Source organism: Alphaproteobacteria bacterium PA2, from assembly GCA_002256425.1.
Classification (GTDB): domain Bacteria; phylum Pseudomonadota; class Alphaproteobacteria; order Caulobacterales; family Caulobacteraceae; genus Phenylobacterium.
Genome location: NKIZ01000001.1, coordinates 1,600,080 through 1,622,403, shown reverse-complemented (window position 1 = coordinate 1,622,403; position 22,324 = coordinate 1,600,080). Strand labels below are relative to the sequence as shown.

The following is a 22,324-nucleotide window of genomic DNA, read 5'->3' as shown; positions in this document are numbered from 1 at the left end:
GAATTAGAGCCCGTTGTGCCCCCTGACGATTCAACCTGCCGGGAAAGGGCTCTAGTTCAGCTGGTCCCAGTCCAGCGGGGTCCCTCGGGCAAGGTCCATTTTCGCTGTCTTTCCAAGAACTTCCGGCAGATACTTTGGCGGCAGGCCATAGCCCGGGCGAATGGAGCGGACATTGGCCTCAGTCAGGGGCTCGCCGGCCTTGATGTCATGCACCACATAGAGCGAGCGACGGTGATCCCGGCTGACGCTCTCTGACGGTGTCTCGTCAAAATTCTCCGAACCCAGGGCCAGCCAGGCATCCCGACACTCTGTCACCAGGCGCGCCAGTTCGTGCGGCTCCAGGGAGAAGTCGGAATCCACGCCGCCCTCGCCGCGGTCGAGGGTGAAGTGCTTTTCGATGAAGCCCGCCCCCAGAGCGACGGCTGCCACCGAGGCGGTGACGCCCAAGGAGTGGTCTGACAGACCCACTACGACGTCATTTTCAGCCGCCAGCCGCTGGAGGGTTCGAAGATTCATGTCCTCCATGGGCGCTGGATAGGCGCTGGTGCAGTGGAGCAGGATGACGCCGCCATTTCCTGCCGCCTTGGCCGCTGCGACGGCTTCGGTGATCTCGGTCTTGGAGGCCAGGCCCGTAGACATGATCAGGGGACGGCCCGTACGGGCGCACAGTTCGATCAGGGGAATGTCCACCAGCTCGAAAGAGGCGATCTTGTAGGCGGGGGCGTCCAGCCCCTGGAGGAAGGTGACCGCGGTCGGGTCAAAGGGCGAAGAAAAGATGTCTATGCCGATCGCCCTTGCATGGGCGAACAGTTGGGCGTGCCAGTCCCAGGGCGTGTGGGCTTCCTGGTAGAGCTCATAGAGCCGCCGGCCGTCCCAGAGGCCGCCTTCAATTCGGAACTCGTCACTGTCATGATCGATGGTGATGGTGTCTGCCGTATAGGTCTGCAGCTTGACGGCGTCAGCGCCCGCCAGCTTTGCAGCGTCGATCAGGGCCAGGGCGCGGTTGATGTCGCCGTTATGGTTCCCGGACATTTCTGCAACCACATAGGGTGGATTGCCCGGCCCGATGGCGCGACCCGAAATGGTGACGATGGGCGATGTCATGGACGCGCTCCGGTTTGCAGGGAGATGAGGTGGGCAGGAACGTCAGGAAAGGTCGGCAGGTCCAGGTCGGCTGGATAGTCGGTGCTGTCCTGGTCGGCATACTTGCCCGTACGGATGCGGATGGACGCACAGGGAATGGCCATGGCTGCAGCCATGTCGTGCGCCGGATTATCGCCGATCACCACCGCCTCATCTGGCCGGACGCCGAGGTTCCGGAGGGCCACATGATAGGCATCGGGACGGGGCTTGGGCGCCCCCAGGCCCCAGCAATAGGCTACCTGATGCACCAGGCCGTCGATCCCCAAGGCCTGGACCTTGCGACGCTGCATCAACTCGGTTCCATCCGTGACCACGGCCAGGCGAAATCTGCGTCTCAGAATCTTGAGCGTATCGGCCACCCCCGGCCAGAGCGAGATCTTCGGCTGGTGTCCGCGATAGACGTCTACAAGGGAGGCCACCAGTTCCGACTCCGCCCTCTGGCCGATGTGTTCCAGGGCCCGATCAAAGACCTTTCCCCGGCCGTTGGCGTTGAGCTCGGTCAACATGGACTGATAAATCCTCGCCTCCGACGTCCCTGGAAACAGGAGGGCCAGCCTGGCGGCCACCACCCGGAATCCTGATCGCACATAGTCGCCCTCGTCATAGAGGGTGTCGTCCAGGTCGATCAGCAGCGCCCGGGCCGGTAACTGGTCAGGAAGGTCTGGCATAGGCGGTCTGGTTTCGACCGAGTCCCGCCTTTGCGCATCCCCTGCGATATTCGATCACCGCCTCGATGGACCTGTCGCGCCAGAGTCCCATCTCGAAGGCCACCCGGGCAAAGTGGCAGTTCCGCCCGAGGGAACGGTCCTGAAGGTAGTTGGTGTCCGGATTGAGCAGGAAGGCGTCGATCGGGAATTCGCCAAGATGGTCCACCACCGACCAGCCGCAGGCGTCCAGCACCCTGGGCAGGCTGTCGGTGTTGAAATAATTCAGGTGGTCAGGGACAGCGACCCAGAACTCCGGCGGCGCCATGCTGCGCGACACCACCTGGTTCTGCAGCCAGGACCCGTCATTCGGCACGCAGATCCGCAACAGGCCGCCAGGCGCGATCAGACTGCGCAGACGCCGCAACAGGCCCAAGGGATCGATGACGTGTTCCAGCACATTGTTGCAGATGACCAGGTCATAGCTGTCCTTGCGGGCAATGGCGGCGTCCAGCAGGTCGAAGGCGTCACCTACCTGGAGGTGCTGCGAAAGATGGGGGAAGAACTCCCGCACGCCGTCGTCGGTGAAATCTATGCCCGTGGTCTCCCAGCCCTTCTGCAGGAAGTAGTCGAGGGTAAAACCCTCCCCGACCCCGACTTCCAGCAACCGCCCGCGGCCCTTGCCCCAGACATGGGCGGTTTCAGCGGGCTGCAACAGCTTGTGCTCGAGTTCCTCGGCCGTATAGCCATGACCATAGGACGTCTTGCCATTGTTCGCGCCGAAGTACTTGTCCCGATAATAGGCGGCGAGCTCTTCAGATGAAGGCCGAGGCTCCACCTCGAAATAGCCCTGCGACTTTTCGACCAGACGCGGTTTCAATGGCGGCACCCCGAGACGGCGATGAGCAAGGGCAACCCTGATCGGTTGACCCTAAGCACTTGAATCTACCTGCTCATTTTCTACTGCTGCGAGTTAAGGTCCATTTAAGGCGGCAATCTCGCAATCTAGGGGCGGGTCATTTCATCCAGTATGTCTTCCTCGAGCGCCCAGAGCCGGTCCTGACCCCAGTGGGCGGGTCTCCCGTTGACGCAATAGCTGGGCGCGCCCCAGAGGCCTGCATCAAACAGGGCCTGTCGGTTGACCTCCGCCGGCTGCCTCCAGGACTCGTCCGCCAGCGCCTCATCGACCAGTCCATCCGGCAGACCGGAGTCCCGGGCGATTGCCTTCAGTCCGGCCTCAGTCGTCAGGTCCACCCCATTGGCCCAGGAGCCTTTCAGCGTGTTTTCGGCAAAGACGCCGCCCAGCCCCAGGGGGATCGCCCGATAGAGGACAGCAAGGGCCCGCTCCACCCCCTTCCCCACCGGATCGACAATGACCCCGAAGGGCAGGCCGACCTGCTCGGCCTCCCGCTTGGTGTCGAAGGTGATGTAGCGGCTCTTGATCCCGGGCACAGGCAGGCCGCGCATGATCATGGGCAGGATGAATCTCAGCCGAAGCTCGACACCATAATGCTGCGCAAGGTGACGCACCCGCGGGAATGCGATCCAGGTGTAGGGGCTGCGGAAGGAGAACCAGAAATCAATCGCCACCGGTCGTCTGGCCTTGGGCGGCGGACCCAGCACAACGTCCCGATAGGGCGCCACAGGCGGCTCTCCCTTTCTTGAGTCCAGACCCAGAGCCGTGAGGCGGGCCTCCAGGTGGTGAACCCGATCGACGCCCCAATACCATTCTCCCTCAAAGAACAGCATGCCGCCCAGATAGTGCCCCAGGCGTCGGCGCCAGTCCGAGCCCGCCTTGACCTGGATGAAGGCGGTGGCGTCCGGAGCCTTCTCGCCGTCAATGGCCTCGCCACGCCAGAGGGCGTTACCGCAGGCAAGGGCGGCCTCCATGAAACCGGGTTTGCCAACCTCCGCCGCCAGGCGACGATTGGCCTCCCTTGCCGCCTCAGGTTCAGGCAGTTGTGAGTTTGTGGGGAACTTCAGTCCGTAAGCGCTGGCCAGACGGGGCGCATCACGCAGCCCATAGGTCCGAAGCCGCTCCCGCTCAGGCGCCGCCGCATCGTCCGGCGGCGAGACGATCCAGGTACGCAGGTCCAGGCCATAGCGCTCTGTCAGTTGAGGAAGAACCTGCACGAGCAAGTGGCTGTAGGGGTCATCGACCTGGTGGAAGTACTCCACCCTTGGCCGTCCGCCGTGCAGGGAGCGGGACAGGCCCGCCTGCAGGCGGAGCAGGCTCCTGAGACCCGGACTTGTGATGACGCCGGTGACAACCCGACTGATTGCTGCACGCACAGATCTAACTCCCGCCTCAACCCTTGCGCCTCATCACACATAGTGGCACTATCAATGTCAATAAACTAGGGAGCGCCCGATGAAGATCCGGACTTGGCTTGTTGGCGGCGGCGTCGCCGTGATTGCACTGCTCGGCGTCGCGTCGATGAACAAGGCGACGATCTTCGCCATGATCGCCCATTCCCGACTGCCCAAGGTCGAGCCCAATCAAGAGGTAACCTGGGCCCAGGGTCCCCAGGCGGCGCCTGAAGGCGTGCGGCCGCCCAATGTGGTGTTCATCCTGGTGGACGACATGGGGTTCAACGACATCACCTTCAACGGCGGCGGGATCGCCGACGGACAGGTCCCTACCCCCAACATCGATTCCATCGGTAGCACCGGTGTCAGCTTTTCCAGCGGCTATACCGGCAACGCCACCTGCGCGCCGTCCAGAGCGGCCATCATGACAGGTCGTTACCCCACCAGGTTCGGTTTTGAATTCACCCCTGCCCCGGTCGCCTTCGAGCGCGTGGTCGGCACGGCCAAGGAGCCTGGTTCGATCCATTCACCCCGCTTCTTCCAGGAACGAATCAAGGACATGCCGCCGGAGTCGGTTAAGCCGACACCTTCCGCCGTCAACGCCCTCAGCGTTCCAAGTTCCGAAGTGACGATCGCTGAAGTCCTGAAGGCCAAGGGCTATCACACCCTGCACTTCGGCAAGTGGCACCTTGGCGGCAAGGAGGGTTCAAGGCCCGAGCAACAGGGCTTTGACGAAAGCCTCGGCTTCATCGCCGGCGCCGCCATGTTCCTGCCGGAGAAGGACAAGGGCGTCGTAAATTCCAAGCAGGAGTGGGATCCCATCGACCGCTTCCTGTGGCCGAACCTGCCCTGGGCGGTCCAGTTCAACGGCTCTCCCATGTTTGAGCCCCGCGGCTATATGACCGACTACCTGACGGATGAGGCGGTCAAGTCGATCAAGGCCAACCGCAACCGCCCCTTCTTCATGTACTTCGCGCCCAATGCGATCCACACGCCGCTGCAGGCCAAGAAGGAAGACTATGACGCCCTGCCCCAGATCAAGGACCACCGCCTGAGGGTCTATGGCGCCATGGCCCGGAACCTTGACCACAATGTCGGGCGGATCCTGCAGACCCTGAAGGACGAGGGTCTCGACAAGAACACCCTGGTGATCTTCACCACCGACAATGGCGGCGCCGGCTATATCGGCCTGCCGAAGGTCAACCAGCCCTATCGCGGTTGGAAGTCGACCTTCTTTGAGGGCGGCATTCACGCCCCCTTCTTCATGAGCTGGCCCGGCGTCATTCAGGCCCAGAGCAAGTTCTCCCACCCGGTCGGCCACATCGACATCTTTGCGACCGCCGCCGGCGCTGCTGGCGCCGAGGTTCCCAAGGACCGGGTCATTGATGGCGTGAACCTGCTGCCCTACGTCAAGGGCTCTGCGCAGGGCCGTCCGCACCAGACCATGTTCTGGCGGTCCGGGCAGTACAAGGTCGTCCTCGATGGGGACTGGAAGCTGCAGAGCAACGAAGCCCGCAAGAAGGTCTGGCTCTACAACCTGGCCACAGACCCCACCGAGCGGCGCGAACTTTCCGCCGCCGAGCCGGCCAGAACCAAGGCCATGCTGGCCATGCTCGCAGCCCAGGACGCCCAGACTGCAAAACCCATGTGGCCTTCCCTGCTTCAGGGGCCTGTCCTGATCGACAAGCCCAGCGGCGTCCCGCAGAAGCCCGAGGACGAATACATCCTGTGGGACAACTAGGATGTTGAGCCTTCTGCCGCCATCCACCAATGCCGACTATCAGGGCGCCAGCATCAGCCCCCTTTTCCTGCTCCTGACCGCGATCATGACCCTGGTCCCGGGCCTGATCCACAGCTTCCTGCCTGACGGCGGCGCCGGGGTGATCGCCCATCTGGACATGGGAAACAGGCGGGATCTGGTGATCGCCGTTTTCCGCTGGGAGGGCTCCACTCAGCTGGCCCTGGGCCTTGGCCTGCTGGCCATTGCCCTGCGCTACCAGACCCTGACAGCCCTTGGTCTGGCTCTGGTGATCGTCGAGCGTGGGCTCGTGACCCTCCACGCCTGGGTCCTGGGCCCGGCCGGCGGGCATCACCCGCCTGAACATTTCGCGAGCCCGGTTTCGGTTATCCTGTGCCTGATCTTCCTGACCCTTTCCCTGCGCAAGCCCAGGGCTTGACCCCGGCGCGCACCTTCCTGGCGTGCCTCGTCGCCCTGACGGCTGCGGCCTGCCATCCGTCGACCCAAAGGTCGGCGGCGACGACACCGGTCCGGGCAGCCTGCCTGACGCAAAGGCCGGTTCCCGCTGTCGCTCCCGACAAGGCCGGCATGGTCCTGATCAAGGGCGGCGCATTCCAGATGGGCGCCCGACCCATGCATGCCGAAGAAGGGCCGCCACGCGCCATCAAGGTCGGCGACTTCTGGATGGACGCTACGGAAGTCACCAATGGCGACTTTGCCCGCTTCGTGAAGGCCACAGGCTATGTGACCCAGGCAGAGCGCCCCCTGGACCCCAAGGCCTATCCCGGGGTCACGGGCAAGGATCTCGAGCCGTCAGCCATCGTCTTTGTCGGCTCTGAAGAGAATGTCGAGGCAGGCCCGGGCGCCTGGTGGCAGGTGGTGCGGGGAGCCGACTGGCGTCACCCACAGGGACCTGACACCTCCATCAAGGGACTGGACCACCTGCCCGTGGTGCAGATCGGCTGGGAGGACGCCATGGCCTATGCCAAGTGGCTGGGCCGGGACCTTCCCACCGAAGCCGAGTGGGAATACGCCGCCCAGGGCGGCAAGCCCTCGACGCGGTTTGTCTGGGGCGATGAGCCGCTGAATGACGCCAAGCCACAGGCCAATGTCTGGCAGGGGACCTTCCCGGGCTTCGACACCGGCGGCGATGGCTACAAGGCTCAGATCGCCCCTGTGGGCTGCTTTCCGGTGAACGGGTTCGGCCTGCATGACATGGCCGGCAATGTCTGGGAGTGGACCAGCGACTGGTACCGCCCCAATCTCGACCCCGACGATCCCAATGGAGGCCCGACGGGCGATCTGGCCATGGATCCTGGCGATCCGGGCGTCCGCAAACACGTGATCAAGGGCGGATCATATCTCTGCGCGCCGAACTACTGCTTCCGCTACCGCCCTGCCGCCCGGGAGGCCGGGCCGACGGACACGGGCGAAAGCCATATCGGCTTCCGCACCGTGCTGAGGATCAAGGGCTAGAAGCCTTCTGCAGGCTTGGTCTTGATGTTGAGCTGACCCGCCAGGCCCGCCTTGCGGTGGTGCTCGATGGCGTGCATTTCCGGTGACATGGCCATCTGGCGGAAGGCGGCCAGGGATGGATATTCCGCCAGGGCGACGGCGTCCCACAGCTCTTCAACATCGCCGATCATCAGGTCGGTGACCTTGCTGCTGTAGCGGATCTTTCCGCCCAGGGCGGTGACCAGTTTCGCCACGCCTTCGCCATAACGGGCATAGGCTTCGGCGCCGGTGAGGTGGGCGTCAGACCCGTCCTCGTACTCGGCCACGGGCTTGAACTTCAGCAGGTTGACCATGACGAAGGGCCCGTCCTCGGCGCTACCGAAGAAGGCCATGGCGCGTTCCATGGTCGGGACGACCTGATTGACAACTTCCATTGTTGCGAACCTTTCCTAGCGGGTCTTGATGATCAGAGCGTCGACCATGTCCGCGATCTCATTGGGGCTGTCTTCCTGCAGGAAGTGACCGCCCGACAGGATCACATGCGGCTGGCCGGCGGCGCCAGGAATGCGGGCCTTGAAGACGGCCTCGCCGCCCTTGCTCACCGGGTCATTGTCGCTGAAGGCGGTGATGAAGGGCTTGGTCCAGCCTTCAAACACCTTCCACGCCGCCAGATTTTCCGCCACCGAGCCGTGCTGGGCGGTGATCGGCACCAGGGTCGGGAACTGACGGGCGCCTTCCTTGAAGGTTTCATCCGGGAATGGCGCGTCATAGGCGGCCACTTCCTCGGGGCTGAGATTGCGGGTCGAGCCCATGTTCAGCAGTCCGCCAATCGGCATCTGGGGAATGGTCTGGCTGAGGTTCAGCCAGGCATCGAAGCCTTCGCTGGAGCCGGTCCCCACGGGCAGGCCGGTATTGCCGGCGATGACCCCGTCAAACAGGTCCGGATAGGCCGCCACCAGGCGCAGACCGATGAGGCCACCCCAGTCCTGACAGAACATGACCGCGTGGCTGAGGTTCATCCCTTCGAGCCACTGGCTCATCCAGGCGACGTGGCGCTCATAGGTATAGTCCGTGCGCCTGGCCGGCTTGTCGGAGCGGCCGAAGCCGATCAGGTCCGGAGCGATGGCCCGGTGGCCCTTGGCGACGAGGGCCGGAATGATCTTGCGGTAGAGGTAGGACCAGGAAGGCTCGCCATGCATCAGCAGGACAGGCACGCCGTCCCGCGGTCCTTCGTCCACATAGGCGAGGCGCATGCTTGTTCCGTCGGCGTCCTTGATCTCGGCATAGTGCGGGGCGAAGGGCCAGTCCAACAGGCCTTCAAACCGCGCGTCAGGGGTACGCAGGACGTCCATCAAAATCCCTCATCCAGTTGACTTCGCCGACCGACCGGCGAATTATATTGGCAATATGCGTGTCACTATATGCGCACAAGGTCAAGATCGACCAGATGATTTGGGAGACCCCGGGAATGCGCCTCTTTCGACCCCGCAATATCGTGCTTGCCCTCGTCGTGGCGGGCGGCCTGGGCCTCTGGCTCAATCGCGGTGAGATCGCCACCCGGGCCATGGGCCGCATCTACGAACGCGCCCTCGGAAAGGCGCCCTTCGCCGACATGCCCGACAGTCTCAGCGTCGCCCTGTGCGGCTCGGGCTCGCCCATGCCTGATCCCACCCGGGCCGGCCCCTGCACCGCCGTACTGGCGGGCAATCGCCTGTTCGTGGTCGATATCGGAGATGGCGCCACCCGCAACATGTCGCTGATGAACCTGCCGCCAGCCAAGGTCGAGGCGATCTTCCTCACCCACTTCCACTCAGATCATATCGGCGGGCTTGGCGAACTCATGCTCCAGCGATGGGCGGGCGGCTCCAGCAAGGCGCCTGCGCCGGTCTATGGCGGACCTGGTGTCGACAAGGTGGTCGCAGGCTTCATGGCTGCCTATGACCAGGATCGCGGCTATCGCATAGCCCACCATGGCCCAACCATTGTGCCCCCGGCCGGGTTCGGCGGCGCGGCGCGGCCCTTTGACGCCCGGAAAGGCCAGCCAGACCTGGTGGTGTTCCAGGACAAGGATCTGAAGGTCACCGCCTTTCCGGTAGAGCACGCCCCTGTCGAGCCCGCCGTCGGATACCGCTTTGACTACAAGGGGCGCAGCCTGGTCATCAGCGGCGACACCGCCGTCTCACCGCGCCTGGAGGCCGCGTCAAAGGGCGTCGACCTGCTGGTGCATGAGGGGCTGTCGCCTAACCTTGTGGCCATGCAGAACGCCGCAGCGGTCAAGGGCGGCAACAAGACCATCGCCGCCATCACCCACGACATCCTCAGCTATCACGCCGCCCCGGAGGAGGCCGCCGCCATCGCCCAACGGGCGGGCGTCAAACAGCTGCTCTTCACCCACGTGATCCCGCCCCTGCCCTTGCGGGCTCTGGAGGGGCCCTTCCTGGGCAAGTCACGCAGCATTTTCTCGGGCCCGATCCAGGTCGGCCGGGATGGCGACACGATCTCCCTCCCCGTCGGCTCTAGCGATATCCGCCACAGCAACCGAATGAACACCTTCAGATAATCGAGGCGACCATGGCTCTTCCCACACCCCTGACCCTGATGGGCGCGCCCGGCTCGCCCTATACCCGCAAGATGGTGGCGGTCCTGCGCTACCGGCACATCCCCTATCGCCTGTTGCTGTCCAACAGCCCGCAACTGGCCAGCCTGCCCCAGGCCAAGGTGCCCTTGCTGCCGACCTTCTACCTCCCGGGCCCGGACGGTGAGGTCACAGCCGCGACAGACTCCACACCCCTGATCCGGCGGTTCGAGGAAGAGTTCGAGGGGCGCAGCGTCATGCCCGGCGATCCCGCCCTGGCCTTCATCAATGACCTCATCGAAGACTATGCCGACGAGTGGCTGACCAAGGCCATGTTCCACTACCGCTGGCACTATGCCGACGACATTTCCAAGGGGGCCAAGATCCTGCCCTGCTGGCGCGGCTTCTCAATTCCTGACGAGGTCCTGGCCGAGCGGGGCAAGATGATCTCCGAGCGCCAGATCAGCCGCCTGCGGTATGTGGGGTCAAGCCCCGCCACAGCGCCGGTCATCGAGGCCAGCTATGTGCGGTTCCTGCAGGCTATGGAGGATCACCTGCGGCTCTATCCCTACCTTCTGGGAACCCGACCCAGCGCCGCAGACTTTGCGGTCTATGGTCAGCTGACCCAGCTGGCGGAGTTCGACCCGACCCCTATGGCGCTTACACTCAAGGTCGCCCAACGGGTCACCGCCTGGGTCGGCATGCTGGAAGACCAGTCCGGGGTGGACCCGGAGGACAACGGCTGGTTCGACCCGGAAAACCTCCCGCCGACCCTGGTCGCCCTTCTGGCCGAAATCGGTCGGGTCTATCCGCCGGTCATGCTGGCCAATGCAAAGGCCGTCATGAACAAGGACGCCGAAGTGGTTGCCGAGGTCGACGGCAGCGACTGGCGCCAACAGCCTTTCCCCTATCAGGCCAAGTGTTTAGGGTGGCTAAGGGATTCTCGGAACGCCCTGTCGGCTACTGACAGGGCCAGGGTGGACGTCATCCTTGCCGGGACAGGTTGTGAGGCGATGTTCTAGTGGGTGAACCGGACGGACGACGGCGGCGCGGACAGGACAATCGCGCCCGGATCGTCAAGGCCATGCTCGAGCTTGTTCAGGCCGGCGATGTCGCGCCGGTCGCCGAGGTCGTGGCCGCCCGGGCCGATGTCGGCCTGCGGACGGTATTCCGGCACTTCAAGGACATGGACAGCCTCTATGGCGAAATGTCGGCGGCCGTAGACACCGAGGTCCGCGCCCTGGTGGAGCGGCCCTACACCACCGACAAGTGGCGAGACCAGCTTTCAGAGTTGGTGGACCGGCGCGCCGTGCTCTTCGAAAAAATCGCCCCCTTCCGTCAGGCTTCGGAGAGGCTGCGCGGCAGGTCGGCCTTCATCGCGGGCGAACAGGTGCGCATGGCCATGATCCTGCGGGATATCCTGCGCCAGATCATTCCCATGGATATGGGAACCGAAAACTTCGAGGCTCTGGACATGATCCTTAGCTACGAGGTCTGGGCCAGACTGCGGCGGGAGCAGAAGCTGAGCGTTGACGATGCAAAGGTGGTCATCCGTCGCGTGATTTTGGGGATTACCGGCTAGGCCGCCTTCGGCCACCGCCTTCCAGCCGCCAGTTCGCGCCTAGGCTGAGCCTCCGTTCAATGCGATGAGGGACCTCGGCAGCGGAGGACGGGAGTTTCGTGCAGTGTCACTGCAACTCCCGTACAGTGTCACCGTAACTCCGAAGTCGGCGGCGTACTGCTTAGATCCATCGCGGAAGGCGTCAGGTCTTTGCTGTGCCAATAGAGGCTGGCGGTTACGCAACTGCTGACAGGGTCAACTGCGCCTCTTCATGCATGACTTCAGGATATCTTCCATATCCAGAATGATGTTTCGCCCCTTGATCGTCTCATCATTGTCATTATTCGGATCAGCCTCAAAATGCACGCGCATTCTATTCGACATTTCCATGAGTTTAGCGAAATTCTCATCGCCGAGCTTCTTTTGAATACGTCTCAAGCTTTCATTTAGCTCAGAAAACGCAGTCTCGCGGTCGCGCCCAATAAAATCCGGATCCACGAAGTTGGGAGAACTGAACATCATATACGCTAAGTGGTCTATAATTTCTGCTAATCCACCAGGCACTTTCGAACGATATATAAGTGGCGATTGCAAGTTTCACCTCTATTGCGTATTGGAATTAGGCCTCGGAGTATAATACGATCCGCCAACTTAAGCCAGCCGGGTTACATTGACACTGTATGAAGCTCCGTTACTCGCCAACAGCTTTTTACCTGATCGTAGAGTCGGAATTTCAAAGACCATCACCATCTCTGACGGGTGGGTGCAGGAAATCGGGTCGAAACATGCTCCCGGTTTTAAATCCAGAGCCCCATCTGTAGCTCCAGGCGATGTCGCCTCAACGGATAAGGCCCTATTGCCCAACGCCACCGTGCCGCGCCAGCGCCCCAAATGCCGCGCAAATCACGGCGTCGGGGACCAGTTCCGGCGTCATCAGTCGCTGGAAGACCAGGCCCTCGGTCAGGGCGTGGATCACCACCACCAGCTGCTCCGGAGGCATGGTCAGTTCCTCCGGTGAAGCAACCGCCGCGAGCCAGGCGGCGCCCTCGGCATAGTCCCGGGCCGTGACCTTGGTGACCTCCCTCAGGCTTTCCGGGCTGCCCAGGGTGTAGGCCATTCCGGCCAGACGGCTGGCGGCCACCGGGCGCCTTTCGGGCACGATGTCGATCACGGCCTGGGCCATGGCGCGCATCTTGTCGGCGAAGCTCGAGCCTGGCGCGAACTGCGGCTTGATGGGCGCCCACCAGGCCTCGGCCAGGGCGATCAGAAGGGCGTCCCGGTTCCGGAAGTTTCCGTAGATGGCGCCGCTGGACATCCCCGCCCGCTCGGCCACCGCCTGCAGGGTGGTGCGCTCATAGCCCCGCTCGCTGATCACCTCCCGCGCGGCGGCCAGAAGAGCAGCTCGGGTGCGGTCGCGCTTGTCGCCCTTGGGTCTGCGGCGGGGATTGTCAGCCTCGGCGTCCATGGGGCAAGCCTAGGCGGTTGCTTATTTTATAGGAAGACTATTTTATGACCGCCCGATCTTGAGGAAAGCCCATGAGCCAGCAGGACGCCATCACCGAGGCGCTGAAGCCCTATGCCGACCGCGGCGAATTTGCCGGTGCAGCGACCCTGGTCTGGCGCGACGGCGCGGTTGCGCAAGCTGGCGCCTTTGGCTGGCGGGACAAGGAGGCTGGCGCGCCGGTTCAGCGGGACACGATCTTCCGCATCGCCTCCATCTCCAAGCCCATCACCTCCCTGGCGGCCATGACCCTGCTGGAAGAGGGACGGTTCGCCCTCAGCGATCCCATCAGCAAATGGGCGCCGGAATTTGCCGACATGCGCGTCCAGCGGACCCCGGCCAGCCAGATGGACGACACGGTTCCGGCAGAGCGGCAGATCACCTTTGACGACCTGCTGACCCACCGGGCTGGCCTGAACTATGGCGAGACCTTCGAGGGCGACCTGAAGGCGGCCTACGAGCGCGCCACGGGCGGTCACATTGACAGCCCGGTCTCGCCAGATGACTGGATTGCCGGTCTGGCCAGCCTGCCCCTGATCGCCCAGCCCGGGGCGGGGTTCACCTATGGCCACGCCACCGATCTGCTGGGCATGCTCATCGCCCGCATTGCAGGGGCCACCCTGGGCGAGGTCCTGCAGCAGCGGATATTTGAGCCCCTGGGCATGAAGGACACCGGGTTCAGCGTCCCGGGTGACAAGCACACCCGTCGCGCGGCGATGTACGGCTTTGATGACCAGGGCGCCCTGATGCAGCGGGCGTCAGTGCCCGGCGCCTTTCTGGCCGAGCGACCGGATGGAATGGCCTACCAATCCGGCGGCCAGGGCCTCTGGTCGACGGTGGACGACCTGCTGGCTTTCGGCCGGGTCTTTGTCGGCGGCGGCGCCGTCGATGGGGTGCGGATCGTTTCCGAAGACACACTGAAGCTGATGACCGCCAACCGGCTGACACCGGCCCAGAGGGCTGAAGCCCTCCTGCTGGGCATGCCGGTGTTTGAAGCCCACGGCTTTGGCCTTGGTCTGGCGGTGGTCATGGACCCGGCCAAGGCCTCGCCCCTCCGCTGTCAGGGCGGGGTCGGCACGGTCGGCTGGCCGGGCGCCTATGGCGGCTGGTGGCAGGCCGACCCTACCGACGGATCGGTGATGGTCTTCCTGGCCCACAATTCCTTCGAGCTGGAGCAACTGGCCATGGGGGTCGGCCTTGGCGTCTATGGCGCCATCATGGACTTCCACAGCATGGCCAGGGCCACCTAGTTACCGCTTCAGCTGGCCATCCAGGTACTTGCGGATACCGGCGCCATAGGGCGGGCGCATCATCTGCAGGGGACCGATATCCTTCTTGATCTGCGAGAAGATCGCCTTGCGGTGGCTGAACTCGCGGAAGCCGTCCAGGCCGTGATAGCTGCCCATGCCCGACGGTCCGACCCCGCCAAAGGGCAGGTCCTCCTGGGCCACATGGAAGATGACGTCATTGACCGTCACCCCGCCGGCCGTGGTTCCTGAAACCACCCTTTCCTGCTCGGCGGCGTCAGCGCCGAAATAGTAGAGCCCCAGGGGCCGGTCATGGGCGTTGATGTAGTCCACGGCCTGCTCGACGGTGTCATAGGTCTTCACCGGCAGCAGGGGCCCGAAGATTTCTTCCTGCATGACCTTCATGTCGTCGGTGGGATCCAGGATCAGGGTCGGCGCGATCCGGCGATGTTCCTGCTGGGTCAGGTCTTCACCCTCAGGCTTCAGCTCAATGATCCGGGCGCCCTTGGCCCGGGCATCGTCCACATAGCTGGTGATCCGGTCATAGTGACGCTGGGCGACAATGGCGGTGTAGTCGGGATTGTCCTTGATGGTCGGGAACATCTTCGACACCGCGCCCTGGGCGGCTGTGACAAAGCTTTCCACCTGATCCTTCGGAGCGAACAGATAGTCCGGCGCCAGGCAGATCTGGCCCGCATTGAGGGTCTTGCCCGCCATGACCCGGGCCGCCGCCACGGTCATGTCGGCAGAGCGTCCGACAATCACCGGGCTCTTGCCGCCCAGTTCCAGGGTCAGGGGCACCAGGTTCTCGGCTGCGGCGCGCATGACATGGCGGGCGATGGAGGTGGCGCCGGTGAAGATCAGGTGGTCGAAGGCCAGACCCGCAAAGGCCTGCCCCACTTCCGGCCCGCCGGTCACCACCGCGATCTCTTCTTCCGAGAAGACGCCGCCGAACATCTGGGCCATGAGGGCCGATGTGGCGGGGGTGAATTCCGACGGCTTGATCATGGCGCGATTGCCCGCCGCCAGAATGCCGGCCAGGGGGGCGAAGGTCAGGTTGACCGGGAAGTTCCACGGGCTGATGACGCCGACCACGCCCTTTGGCTGATAGCGGACCTCGGCCTTGGCGCCCAACAGCCCGAGGATCGCCGGAGTCGTCTTGCGCTTTTCGGTCTTCATCCAGGCGCGGAGGTTTTCCTTCGCATGCTTCAGGGGGCCAACCGATGCGGCGATATCGGTAAAGGCCGTCGCCTCGCGGGAGCGGGCTCCGAAGTCCTGGTTCAGCGCGTCCTCAATATCCCTGCGATGGTCGATCAGCAGGCTGATGCAGCGGTCCAGCCGCTCGATCCGCTTCTCAGCGCTTGGGGCGCCGTCCCGAAGGTGGGCGGCCTTTTGCTTGGCCAGCAGGGCGGTCATTGAGGCGGCGTCGTGGTCCAGTTTCGCGTCCATTTTGCTCTCCAGATGGGGGCCGCAGGGTCAGGCTGAAGAACGCCACCGCAGCCAGTTGGGCGGATTTGGCCGCCACAGGATCAAATTGCATCAGTACAGGACCGCCCTGCCCCTTGTGGGCGAAGGGGTCATTGATGGTCTGGGGCGGCAGGTCCCGGTCAAAGCCGTGACCGGCGCCGGGATAGATCACGGTCTGAATGAGCCTGCGGGAGGCCTCCGGCAGACGGGCCATCAACTGGTCCAGTCCGTCGGGGTCATCATAGGCGTCCGCGTCACCGCACTGGATCAGGATGGGCGCCCCGGTCAGGCCCTGAAGCGAGAGCCCCGGGACTACTTCATAGGCCCAGACCACCGGATAGTTGGCCACGTGGGCCCGGAAGGGCGTGGCGCTATGCCGGCTCACCGCTTCTGAGGTTGCGCTCAGCAGGGTGACCACGCCGCCCCACGAAAATCCCATAATGCCGATACAGTCCGGATTGACCTCGGGCTGCGCCGCCAGGAAGGCCTTGGCGGAAAAGGCGTCGTCCAGGGTTTCGATGGGCGTGCGCGGCCGCGCGGCCGCACCACGGGCGGTTCCCCGGGCCGACCACATGTCGACTTCAAGGGTGACAATGCCCGCCGTGTTCAGCTGGCCGCTGTAATAGTCGCCGCGCCCGTCGACACCGTCCGAGCCATGGCAGATCAGAACGGCGGGAGCGTTGGCAGCCTCGGCCGGGATCGAGAGCTTCCCCGCCAGGGTCAGGCCGGAGGCGGTCTGAAACCCGACAAAACAGGTCCGCACAGTCATGGCTCAGCCCTTCGGGTCAGTTGCGATCCAGGAAGGACGGCTCGACAGCTGCCCATAGAAGACGGCCAGTTTGGGGTGGGTCCTTCGCCAGTCGATTTCGGAAAACCGGAAGTCGAGATAGCCCAGGGCGCATCCCAGAGCGATGTCGGCGATGGTCAGGTCATCGCCGGCCGACCGGGTTCCCGCTTCGAAGGCGTCGAGCCCCCGATGAACCTTGTCCAGCTGACCGGCCTCCCATTCTGCCCAGCGCAGGGGTTCCGGGCGCAGAGCGGCCTCATACCGGGCCAGAAGGGCGGCGTCAGCCATGCCGTCCGCCTGGGCCTGCTCGGTCAGCGCCTTCCACCGGGCCTCACCGGAGGGGGGCGTCAGGCTTCGGTCCGTCAGGCTGTCGAGATATTCAATGATGACCCGGCTGTCGAAAATGGCCTGACCGTTCTCGAGGACCAGGGTGGGAATCTTCGCCAGGGGATTGGCGGCGGCCACGGCAGCGTTCTGTCCGACCGGACTGACCGATGCCACCACCGGATTGAGCCTGGACTGGAGCCCCAGTTCATGGGCCGCGACCAGGACCTTCCGCGCGAAGGGCGATGGACCGGCATAGTAGAGGGTCATCATGACGGCCTTGGTCTCCTGCCCAGAAGCGGTGGCCGGTGATCACCGGCCTGAACACCCATACTGCGTGACAATCACCCTGGCCTCAACCTAGGTCGTGGCCAGAACCTCGCGGCGGATCATGATCGAAGCGGCTGCGGCGATGAAGGCTGTAAGGCCGGCCAGCACAAAGGCTTCGACATACTGGCCCTGCATGGCCCTCATGACCCCCGCCGTCACGGCCGCGGTGGCGGCGCCGGCCTGATGCCCGGCGGCGATCCAGCCAAAGACGATGGGCCCATCACGATCGCCGAAGGTCTCCGTCGCCAGCCGCACAGTTGGCGGCACGGTCGCGATCCAGTCGAGACCATAGAAAACCGCGAAGACGCTTAAGGACACTATGCTGAAATCGGTGAAGGGCAGGACAATCAGGGAAAGGCCCCTGAGGGCATAATAGACAAACAGCAGCTTGCGGGGATCATAGCGGTCGGTGAGCCAGCCCGAGGCGGTGGTGCCCACAAGATCGAAGACGCCCATGACCGCCAGCAGACCAGCCGCGGCTGTCCCGGTCATGCCGTGGTCGCTGCAGAGGGCGATCATGTGGGTCCCGACCAGGCCATTGGTAGTCAGGCCACAGACGAAGAATCCCGTCGTCAGCAGCCAGAAGGTCCGGGTCTTCGCAGCCCGTGCAAGGGCGGCGAAGGCGTTGCCAATCGCGCTGTTGGCGGGCGGCGGCGGCGGGGCGTAATCGTCCGGGGCGCCGTAGGGCCGAAGGCCGATATCCGCCGGCTTCTCCGGCAGGATCAGCCACATCAATGGCGCCAGAATTCCCGTGAGCATTGAAACGCCTATGGCCACAGGTTTCCAGCCGCCGTGCTCTGCGACCGCCGCCATGGCGGGCAGGAAGATCAGGGTTCCGGTCGCAGTTGAGGCCGTCAGCAGGCCTAGCATCAGACCCCGCCGGGCGACGAACCAGCGGTTCACCACCGTGGCGCCCAGCACCATGGCGACGACGCCCGTTCCGAACCCGGCCATGACGCCCCAGGTGGCGATATACTGCCAGGCCTCGGTCATGAAGACCGACAGGCCTGTGGCCAGAGCCATCAGTCCCAGGGCCAGGGTCACCATCCGGCGCACACCGAAGGTCTGCATCAAGGCCGCTGCGAAGGGGCCGGTCAGGCCGTAGAGCAGGATGCCGATCCCGGCCGCAAGGGAGACTGTCGGACGGTCCCACCCGAATGCCCGCTCGAGGGGTTGCATCAGAACCCCTGGCGCCGACCTGAGGCCCGCAGACGCCAGCATGGCCAGGAAGACCGCGCCGGCGACGACGAAGGCGTAGTTCTGTCCAAAGGGGCGACGGGCGCCTGCTTTTACGTCATCGACCATCGGGGGCTGGGTCCTGGTTGAGCGCTTGGTCTTCGGGAATACTTTGAACCCGCGTCAGCTCCAAGGCCTGCCTTGCAGCGGGCGGGAGCTCTCTCTAGCTTGGCCCGCAAATGAGGGAGTTGTTCATGTCCATGTCTTCGGTTCGGGCCCTGGCGGTCGCTGCTGGCTTTCTTGTCCTGGCGGGCGCTGCAGAGGCCCGGGATGTGGTAATCACCCGCGATGACTGGGGCATCGCCCACATCAAGGGCAAGACCGACGCGGACGCCGTCTATGGCATGATCTACGCCCAGGCCGAGGACGACTTCAATCGGGTGGAAACCAACTATCTCAATTCCCTGGGACGGCTGGCCGAAGCCGAGGGTGAGGGCGCCATCTATTCCGACCTGCGCCAGAAGCTGTTCATCGACCCGGTGGACCTCAAGGCCCGCTATGCCAGGAGCCCCGCCTGGCTGAAGACCCTGATGTCGGCGTGGGCTGATGGCCTCAACGCCTATCTGGCTGACCATCCCGAAGTGAAGCCGAAGGTCATCAAGCACTTCGAACCCTGGATGGCCCTGAGCTTCAGCGAGGGCAGTATTGGCGGCGACATTGAGAAAGTGTCGGTCAGCAAGCTCGCGGACTTCTACGGTGTGTCGTCCCCGAAACTTGCGGCGCTGGATCCGGTCCCGGGCGCCTTTGTCGAGCCCAAGGGCTCCAATGGCATGGCGATCGCCCCGTCGAACACTGTCGGCCGCCACGCCCTTCTGCTGATCAATCCGCACACCAGCTTCTTCTTCCGGTCCGAGCAGCAGGTTTCGAGCGATCAGGGCCTCAATGCCTATGGCGCCGCGACCTGGGGTCAGTTCTTCATCTACCAGGGCTTCAACGCCAAGGCCGGCTGGATGCACACCACCAGCGGTCAAGACTCCGTCGACGAGTTTGCCGAAACCATCATCCGGCGGGATGGCAAGCTGTTCTACAAGTATGGCGCGGAAGAGCGGCCGGTCATCACCCGATCCATTACCGTGCCCTACAGGACCGCCTCGGGCGCCATGGCGGAAAAGACCTTCACCACCTACCGGACCCACCATGGCCCCATCGTCAAATCCATTGGCGACAACTGGATCGCCATGGCCCTGATGCACAAGCCGGTGGAGGCGCTCAGCCAGTCATTCCTCCGCACCAAGGCGACCGACTACAAGAGCTTCACCAAGGTGGCGGAGTTGCAGGCCAACTCGTCAAACAACACCATCTTCGCCGACTCCTCGGGCGAGATCGCCTATATGCACCCCCAGTTCAATCCCAAGCGGAGTGACCAGTTCGACTACACCAGGCCCGTGGATGGTTCGAACCCCGCGACGGACTGGAAGGGCCTGCATACGTCGGCGGAAGCTCCGCAATTGCTCAATCCGGCGACCGGCTGGCTCTACAATACCAATGACTGGCCCTGGACAGCGGCCGGCCCCGCCAGCCCGAAGCCGGCGGATTTCCCGAAATACATGGACAGTGCGGGGCCAAATCCCCGTGGCGCCCACGCCGCCCTGGTCCTCGAGGGAAAGACGGACTTTACCCTGCAGTCCCTGATGGCAGCGGCCTATGACTCCTACATGCCGGCCTTCGCCCAGCTTGTTCCAAGCCTGGTCGCCGCCTATGACGCCACGCCCGGCACGGATCCCCTGAAGATCAAACTGGCCCCGCAGGTCGCGGCGCTTCGGACCTGGGACCGGCGGTGGTCGGCAAGCTCAACGGAAACCTCCCTCGCCGTCTTCTGGGGTGAAGCCCTCTGGGCCAAGGCGGTGCCCCTGGCCAAGGACGACGAAGTGTCGGTGCTGGACTACATGGCCGGCCGGACTTCACCGGCGGTAAAGCTCAAGGCGCTTGAGGAAGCCTCTGACCGCCTGACCCAGGACTTCGGATCCTGGAAGACGCCCTGGGGTGAGATCAACCGCTTCCAGCGCCTGACCGGCGACATCGTCCAGCCCTTCAATGACGCCGGAGCCAGCACACCGGTTCCCTTTGCCTCGGCCCAGTGGGGCTCCCTCGCCTCCTTCGGCGCCAAGCGTTATCCGGGGACCAAGCGCTATTACGGCACCAACGGAAACAGCTTTGTCGCCGTTGTGGAGTTCGGGGACAGGGTCCGCGCCTATGCGGTCACCGCAGGCGGTGAAAGTGGAGACCCCAGGTCACCGCACTTCAACGATCAGGCCCTGCGCTACAGCCAGGGCGCCCTGCGGGAAGTCTATTTCTACCCCGACCAGCTGAAGACCCACACGGTGAAGGTCTACAAGCCGGGGAAGTAGGGCCTACTTCGCCCGGTAGACCACCTTGCCCGCCACAATGGTCATGACGGCGTGGGCCTTCGGGATTTCCGCAAAGGGCGCCGTCATGAGGTCGACCGAGAAGACCGAAATGTCGGCTGCCTTGCCGACCTTCAGGTCGCCGAGTTCGTCCTCCTGGAAGACGGCGTAGGCTGAGCCCTTTGTGAGCATGGCGAGGGCCTGAGGGCGGGTCAGGGTTTCATCGAGACCCCAGTCCGGGCCGGCAAAGCCCTTGAGGTCATGGCGATAGGTCGCCGCGTAGAACTCGATCAGGGGATCACCCTTTTCCACCGGAGCATCAGAACCTGCCGCCATGTGGGCCCCGCTGGTCCAGAGGCCTCGCCAGGGATAGCCTTCCTTGATCCGGTCTGGCCCGAGACGTGAGGGGGCGAAGAAGAGATCGCCAATGGCGTGGGAGGGCTGCATGGAGGCGATGACCCCCAGCCTGGCGAAGCGCGGCAGGTCTTCAGGGGCAATGATCTGGGCGTGCTCTACGCGCCACCGGCTGGCGGCGAGGGCAGCCGGATCACCGGCAAAGGCCTTCTCAAAGAGATCGAGCACCATGCGGTTGCCGCGATCCCCGATAGCGTGGATAGCCACCTGGGCGTGGCTCTTCCTTGCCCGCTCCAGGGCGGCCGCAATCACGTCCGGCGGTGTCAGCACCAGCCCAACGCCGGGGGCGTCGCTGTAAGGTGCCAGCAGGGCCGCGCCCCGCGATCCGAGGGCGCCATCCATATAGAGCTTGATGCCATTGACCTGGAGCAGACCTTCGCGGGTCGGGCCCTTGCTGAGGACGTCATCAGCCGCCTGGATATCCAGGAAGTTGTTAACCCGGATGGGCAGGGTTCCAGCCTTGGCCATTTCCCTCAGTATGGCGACATCTTCCGCCGCAACGCTGACATTGTGCATGCCGGTCCAGCCCCGGGAGGCGTAGAGGGCCGTGGCGAGCCTAGCCGCCTCTCTCTGCTGGGCCAGGGATGGCTGTGCAATCTTGTTGGTCACCAGGGCCATGGCATTGTCGATCAGCATGCCCGTAGGCTCGCCACTGGCGTCCTTCAGGATCTGCCCACCATCAGGCGCAGCCGTATCGCGGGTTATGCCTGCGAGCTTCAACATGGCGCTGTTGGCCACAATGGCGTGTCCGTCTGACCTTGTCAGCACCACCGGGCGGTCGCTGACCACCGCGTCCAGATCCTGGCGGGAAGGAAAGCGATGCTCTGGCCAATGGGTTTCGATCCACCCGCGGCCTGAAAGGGGATCACTCCCCGGGTGAGCCAGGCTCCAGGCCTTCACCCTCCCCTGCAAATCCGTGATGGAGGCCGAGCCTTCCAGATTGAGGGTAAGTTCCCGGAAGCCAATGCCCATCAGGTGGGCGTGGGCGTCCACCAGACCCGGATAGGCGGCCGCGCCCTTCAGGTCGATGTCTTCCGGCTTTGCTGCAAAGGCCTTGGCCTTGGCGACGCCGCCTACAAACGCGACCTTGCCGTCACGGATCACCAGGGCCTCAACCGGCGGCTTGTCAGCCTCCACATAAATGGGACCGCCATGAATCAAGGTGTCGCGCGCCTGGGCGCTGAGGGCGACGGCCGTCAGGGCCAGGGTCGCCAGGGCAATATTGGGTCGCATGCTCACTCCGGATC

General features: G+C 64.0%; 21 protein-coding genes. 8 read left to right on the top strand and 13 right to left on the bottom strand.

The annotated features are described in order from the left end of the window. Positions 1-51: 51 nt before the first annotated feature. The 4 genes from pseI to CFE28_07770 form a co-directional block, all read right to left on the bottom strand. Positions 52-1,104 (bottom strand): pseudaminic acid synthase, encoded by a 1,053-nt coding sequence (gene pseI, locus CFE28_07785; GenBank protein OYU69904.1) that lies wholly within the window; start codon positions 1,102-1,104, stop codon positions 52-54. Beyond that, positions 1,101-1,811: a hypothetical protein gene (locus tag CFE28_07780; protein ID OYU69903.1), complete on the bottom strand. Its 711-nt coding sequence runs from the start codon at positions 1,809-1,811 to the stop codon at positions 1,101-1,103. The genes pseI and CFE28_07780 overlap by 4 nt, the downstream gene beginning before the upstream one ends. Next, on the bottom strand, positions 1,795-2,709 hold the full coding sequence (locus tag CFE28_07775; protein ID OYU69902.1) for a methyltransferase: 915 nt from the start codon (positions 2,707-2,709) through the stop codon (positions 1,795-1,797). The genes CFE28_07780 and CFE28_07775 overlap by 17 nt, the downstream gene beginning before the upstream one ends. A gap of 83 nt (positions 2,710-2,792) precedes the next feature. Beyond that, positions 2,793-3,536, bottom strand: coding sequence for a hypothetical protein (locus tag CFE28_07770; GenBank protein ID OYU71613.1), 744 nt, complete (start codon positions 3,534-3,536; stop codon positions 2,793-2,795). 622 nt (positions 3,537-4,158) lie between these two features. Here CFE28_07770 and CFE28_07765 point away from each other — a divergent pair. From CFE28_07765 to CFE28_07755, 3 genes are all read left to right on the top strand, one after another. Further along, the gene (locus CFE28_07765) at positions 4,159-5,838 is read left to right on the top strand and encodes a sulfatase (protein OYU69901.1); all 1,680 of its coding nucleotides are present in this window, start codon (positions 4,159-4,161) and stop codon (positions 5,836-5,838) included. A 1-nt stretch (position 5,839) separates the two neighbouring features. After that, complete coding sequence (locus tag CFE28_07760; GenBank protein OYU69900.1) at positions 5,840-6,274, top strand: hypothetical protein; 435 nt, start codon at positions 5,840-5,842, stop codon at positions 6,272-6,274. Between the two features lie 149 nt (positions 6,275-6,423). Continuing rightward, positions 6,424-7,311, top strand: a complete 888-nt coding sequence (locus CFE28_07755; protein OYU71612.1) for a gliding motility-associated lipoprotein GldK — start codon at positions 6,424-6,426, stop codon at positions 7,309-7,311. Here CFE28_07755 and CFE28_07750 read toward each other — a convergent pair. Both CFE28_07750 and CFE28_07745 read right to left on the bottom strand, forming a co-directional pair. Next, entirely contained in the window at positions 7,308-7,724 is a 417-nt protein-coding gene (locus tag CFE28_07750) for a DUF1330 domain-containing protein (protein ID OYU69899.1), read from the bottom strand. The genes CFE28_07755 and CFE28_07750 overlap by 4 nt on opposite strands. Before the next feature lie 15 nt (positions 7,725-7,739). Then, complete coding sequence (locus CFE28_07745) at positions 7,740-8,642, bottom strand: haloalkane dehalogenase (protein ID OYU69898.1); 903 nt, start codon at positions 8,640-8,642, stop codon at positions 7,740-7,742. 116 nt (positions 8,643-8,758) lie between these two features. On the opposite strand from CFE28_07745, the gene CFE28_07740 reads away from it, so the two are divergent. The 3 genes from CFE28_07740 to CFE28_07730 are packed head-to-tail and all read left to right on the top strand — an operon-like array spanning position 8,759 to position 11,447. Continuing rightward, entirely contained in the window at positions 8,759-9,850 is a 1,092-nt protein-coding gene (locus CFE28_07740; protein OYU71611.1) for an MBL fold metallo-hydrolase, read from the top strand. 11 nt (positions 9,851-9,861) lie between these two features. Continuing rightward, positions 9,862-10,887, top strand: a complete 1,026-nt coding sequence (locus CFE28_07735; protein ID OYU69897.1) for a glutathione S-transferase — start codon at positions 9,862-9,864, stop codon at positions 10,885-10,887. Next, on the top strand, positions 10,887-11,447 hold the full coding sequence (locus CFE28_07730) for a transcriptional regulator (protein ID OYU69896.1): 561 nt from the start codon (positions 10,887-10,889) through the stop codon (positions 11,445-11,447). Before CFE28_07735 ends, CFE28_07730 begins: the two co-directional genes overlap by 1 nt. A 234-nt stretch (positions 11,448-11,681) precedes the next feature. Here CFE28_07730 and CFE28_07725 read toward each other — a convergent pair whose 3' ends face one another. After that, the gene (locus CFE28_07725) at positions 11,682-11,948 is read right to left on the bottom strand and encodes a hypothetical protein (protein OYU69895.1); all 267 of its coding nucleotides are present in this window, start codon (positions 11,946-11,948) and stop codon (positions 11,682-11,684) included. 331 nt (positions 11,949-12,279) lie between these two features. Beyond that, positions 12,280-12,891, bottom strand: a complete 612-nt coding sequence (locus tag CFE28_07720) for a hypothetical protein (protein ID OYU69894.1) — start codon at positions 12,889-12,891, stop codon at positions 12,280-12,282. A 71-nt stretch (positions 12,892-12,962) separates the two neighbouring features. On the opposite strand from CFE28_07720, the gene CFE28_07715 reads away from it, so the two are divergent. Next, entirely contained in the window at positions 12,963-14,177 is a 1,215-nt protein-coding gene (locus CFE28_07715; GenBank protein ID OYU69893.1) for a hypothetical protein, read from the top strand. Here CFE28_07715 and CFE28_07710 read toward each other — a convergent pair whose 3' ends face one another. The 4 genes from CFE28_07710 to CFE28_07695 form a co-directional block, all read right to left on the bottom strand. Continuing rightward, complete coding sequence (locus tag CFE28_07710) at positions 14,178-15,623, bottom strand: coniferyl aldehyde dehydrogenase (protein OYU69892.1); 1,446 nt, start codon at positions 15,621-15,623, stop codon at positions 14,178-14,180. Continuing rightward, positions 15,529-16,410, bottom strand: a complete 882-nt coding sequence (locus tag CFE28_07705) for a hypothetical protein (GenBank protein OYU69891.1) — start codon at positions 16,408-16,410, stop codon at positions 15,529-15,531. The genes CFE28_07710 and CFE28_07705 overlap by 95 nt, the downstream gene beginning before the upstream one ends. Positions 16,411-16,413: 3 nt before the next feature. Next, a complete protein-coding gene (locus CFE28_07700; GenBank protein OYU71610.1) occupies positions 16,414-17,022 on the bottom strand; it encodes a glutathione S-transferase in 609 nt (202 codons plus the stop codon). Between the two features lie 90 nt (positions 17,023-17,112). Beyond that, positions 17,113-18,387: an MFS transporter gene (locus tag CFE28_07695; GenBank protein OYU69890.1), complete on the bottom strand. Its 1,275-nt coding sequence runs from the start codon at positions 18,385-18,387 to the stop codon at positions 17,113-17,115. A 110-nt stretch (positions 18,388-18,497) separates the two neighbouring features. Here CFE28_07695 and CFE28_07690 point away from each other — a divergent pair, with 110 nt between their 5' ends. Beyond that, positions 18,498-20,666, top strand: a complete 2,169-nt coding sequence (locus CFE28_07690) for an acylase (GenBank protein ID OYU69889.1) — start codon at positions 18,498-18,500, stop codon at positions 20,664-20,666. A gap of 3 nt (positions 20,667-20,669) precedes the next feature. Here the strand turns inward: CFE28_07690 and CFE28_07685 are convergent, their stop codons facing one another. Continuing rightward, positions 20,670-22,310: an amidohydrolase gene (locus CFE28_07685; protein ID OYU69888.1), complete on the bottom strand. Its 1,641-nt coding sequence runs from the start codon at positions 22,308-22,310 to the stop codon at positions 20,670-20,672. Positions 22,311-22,324 lie beyond the last annotated feature (14 nt).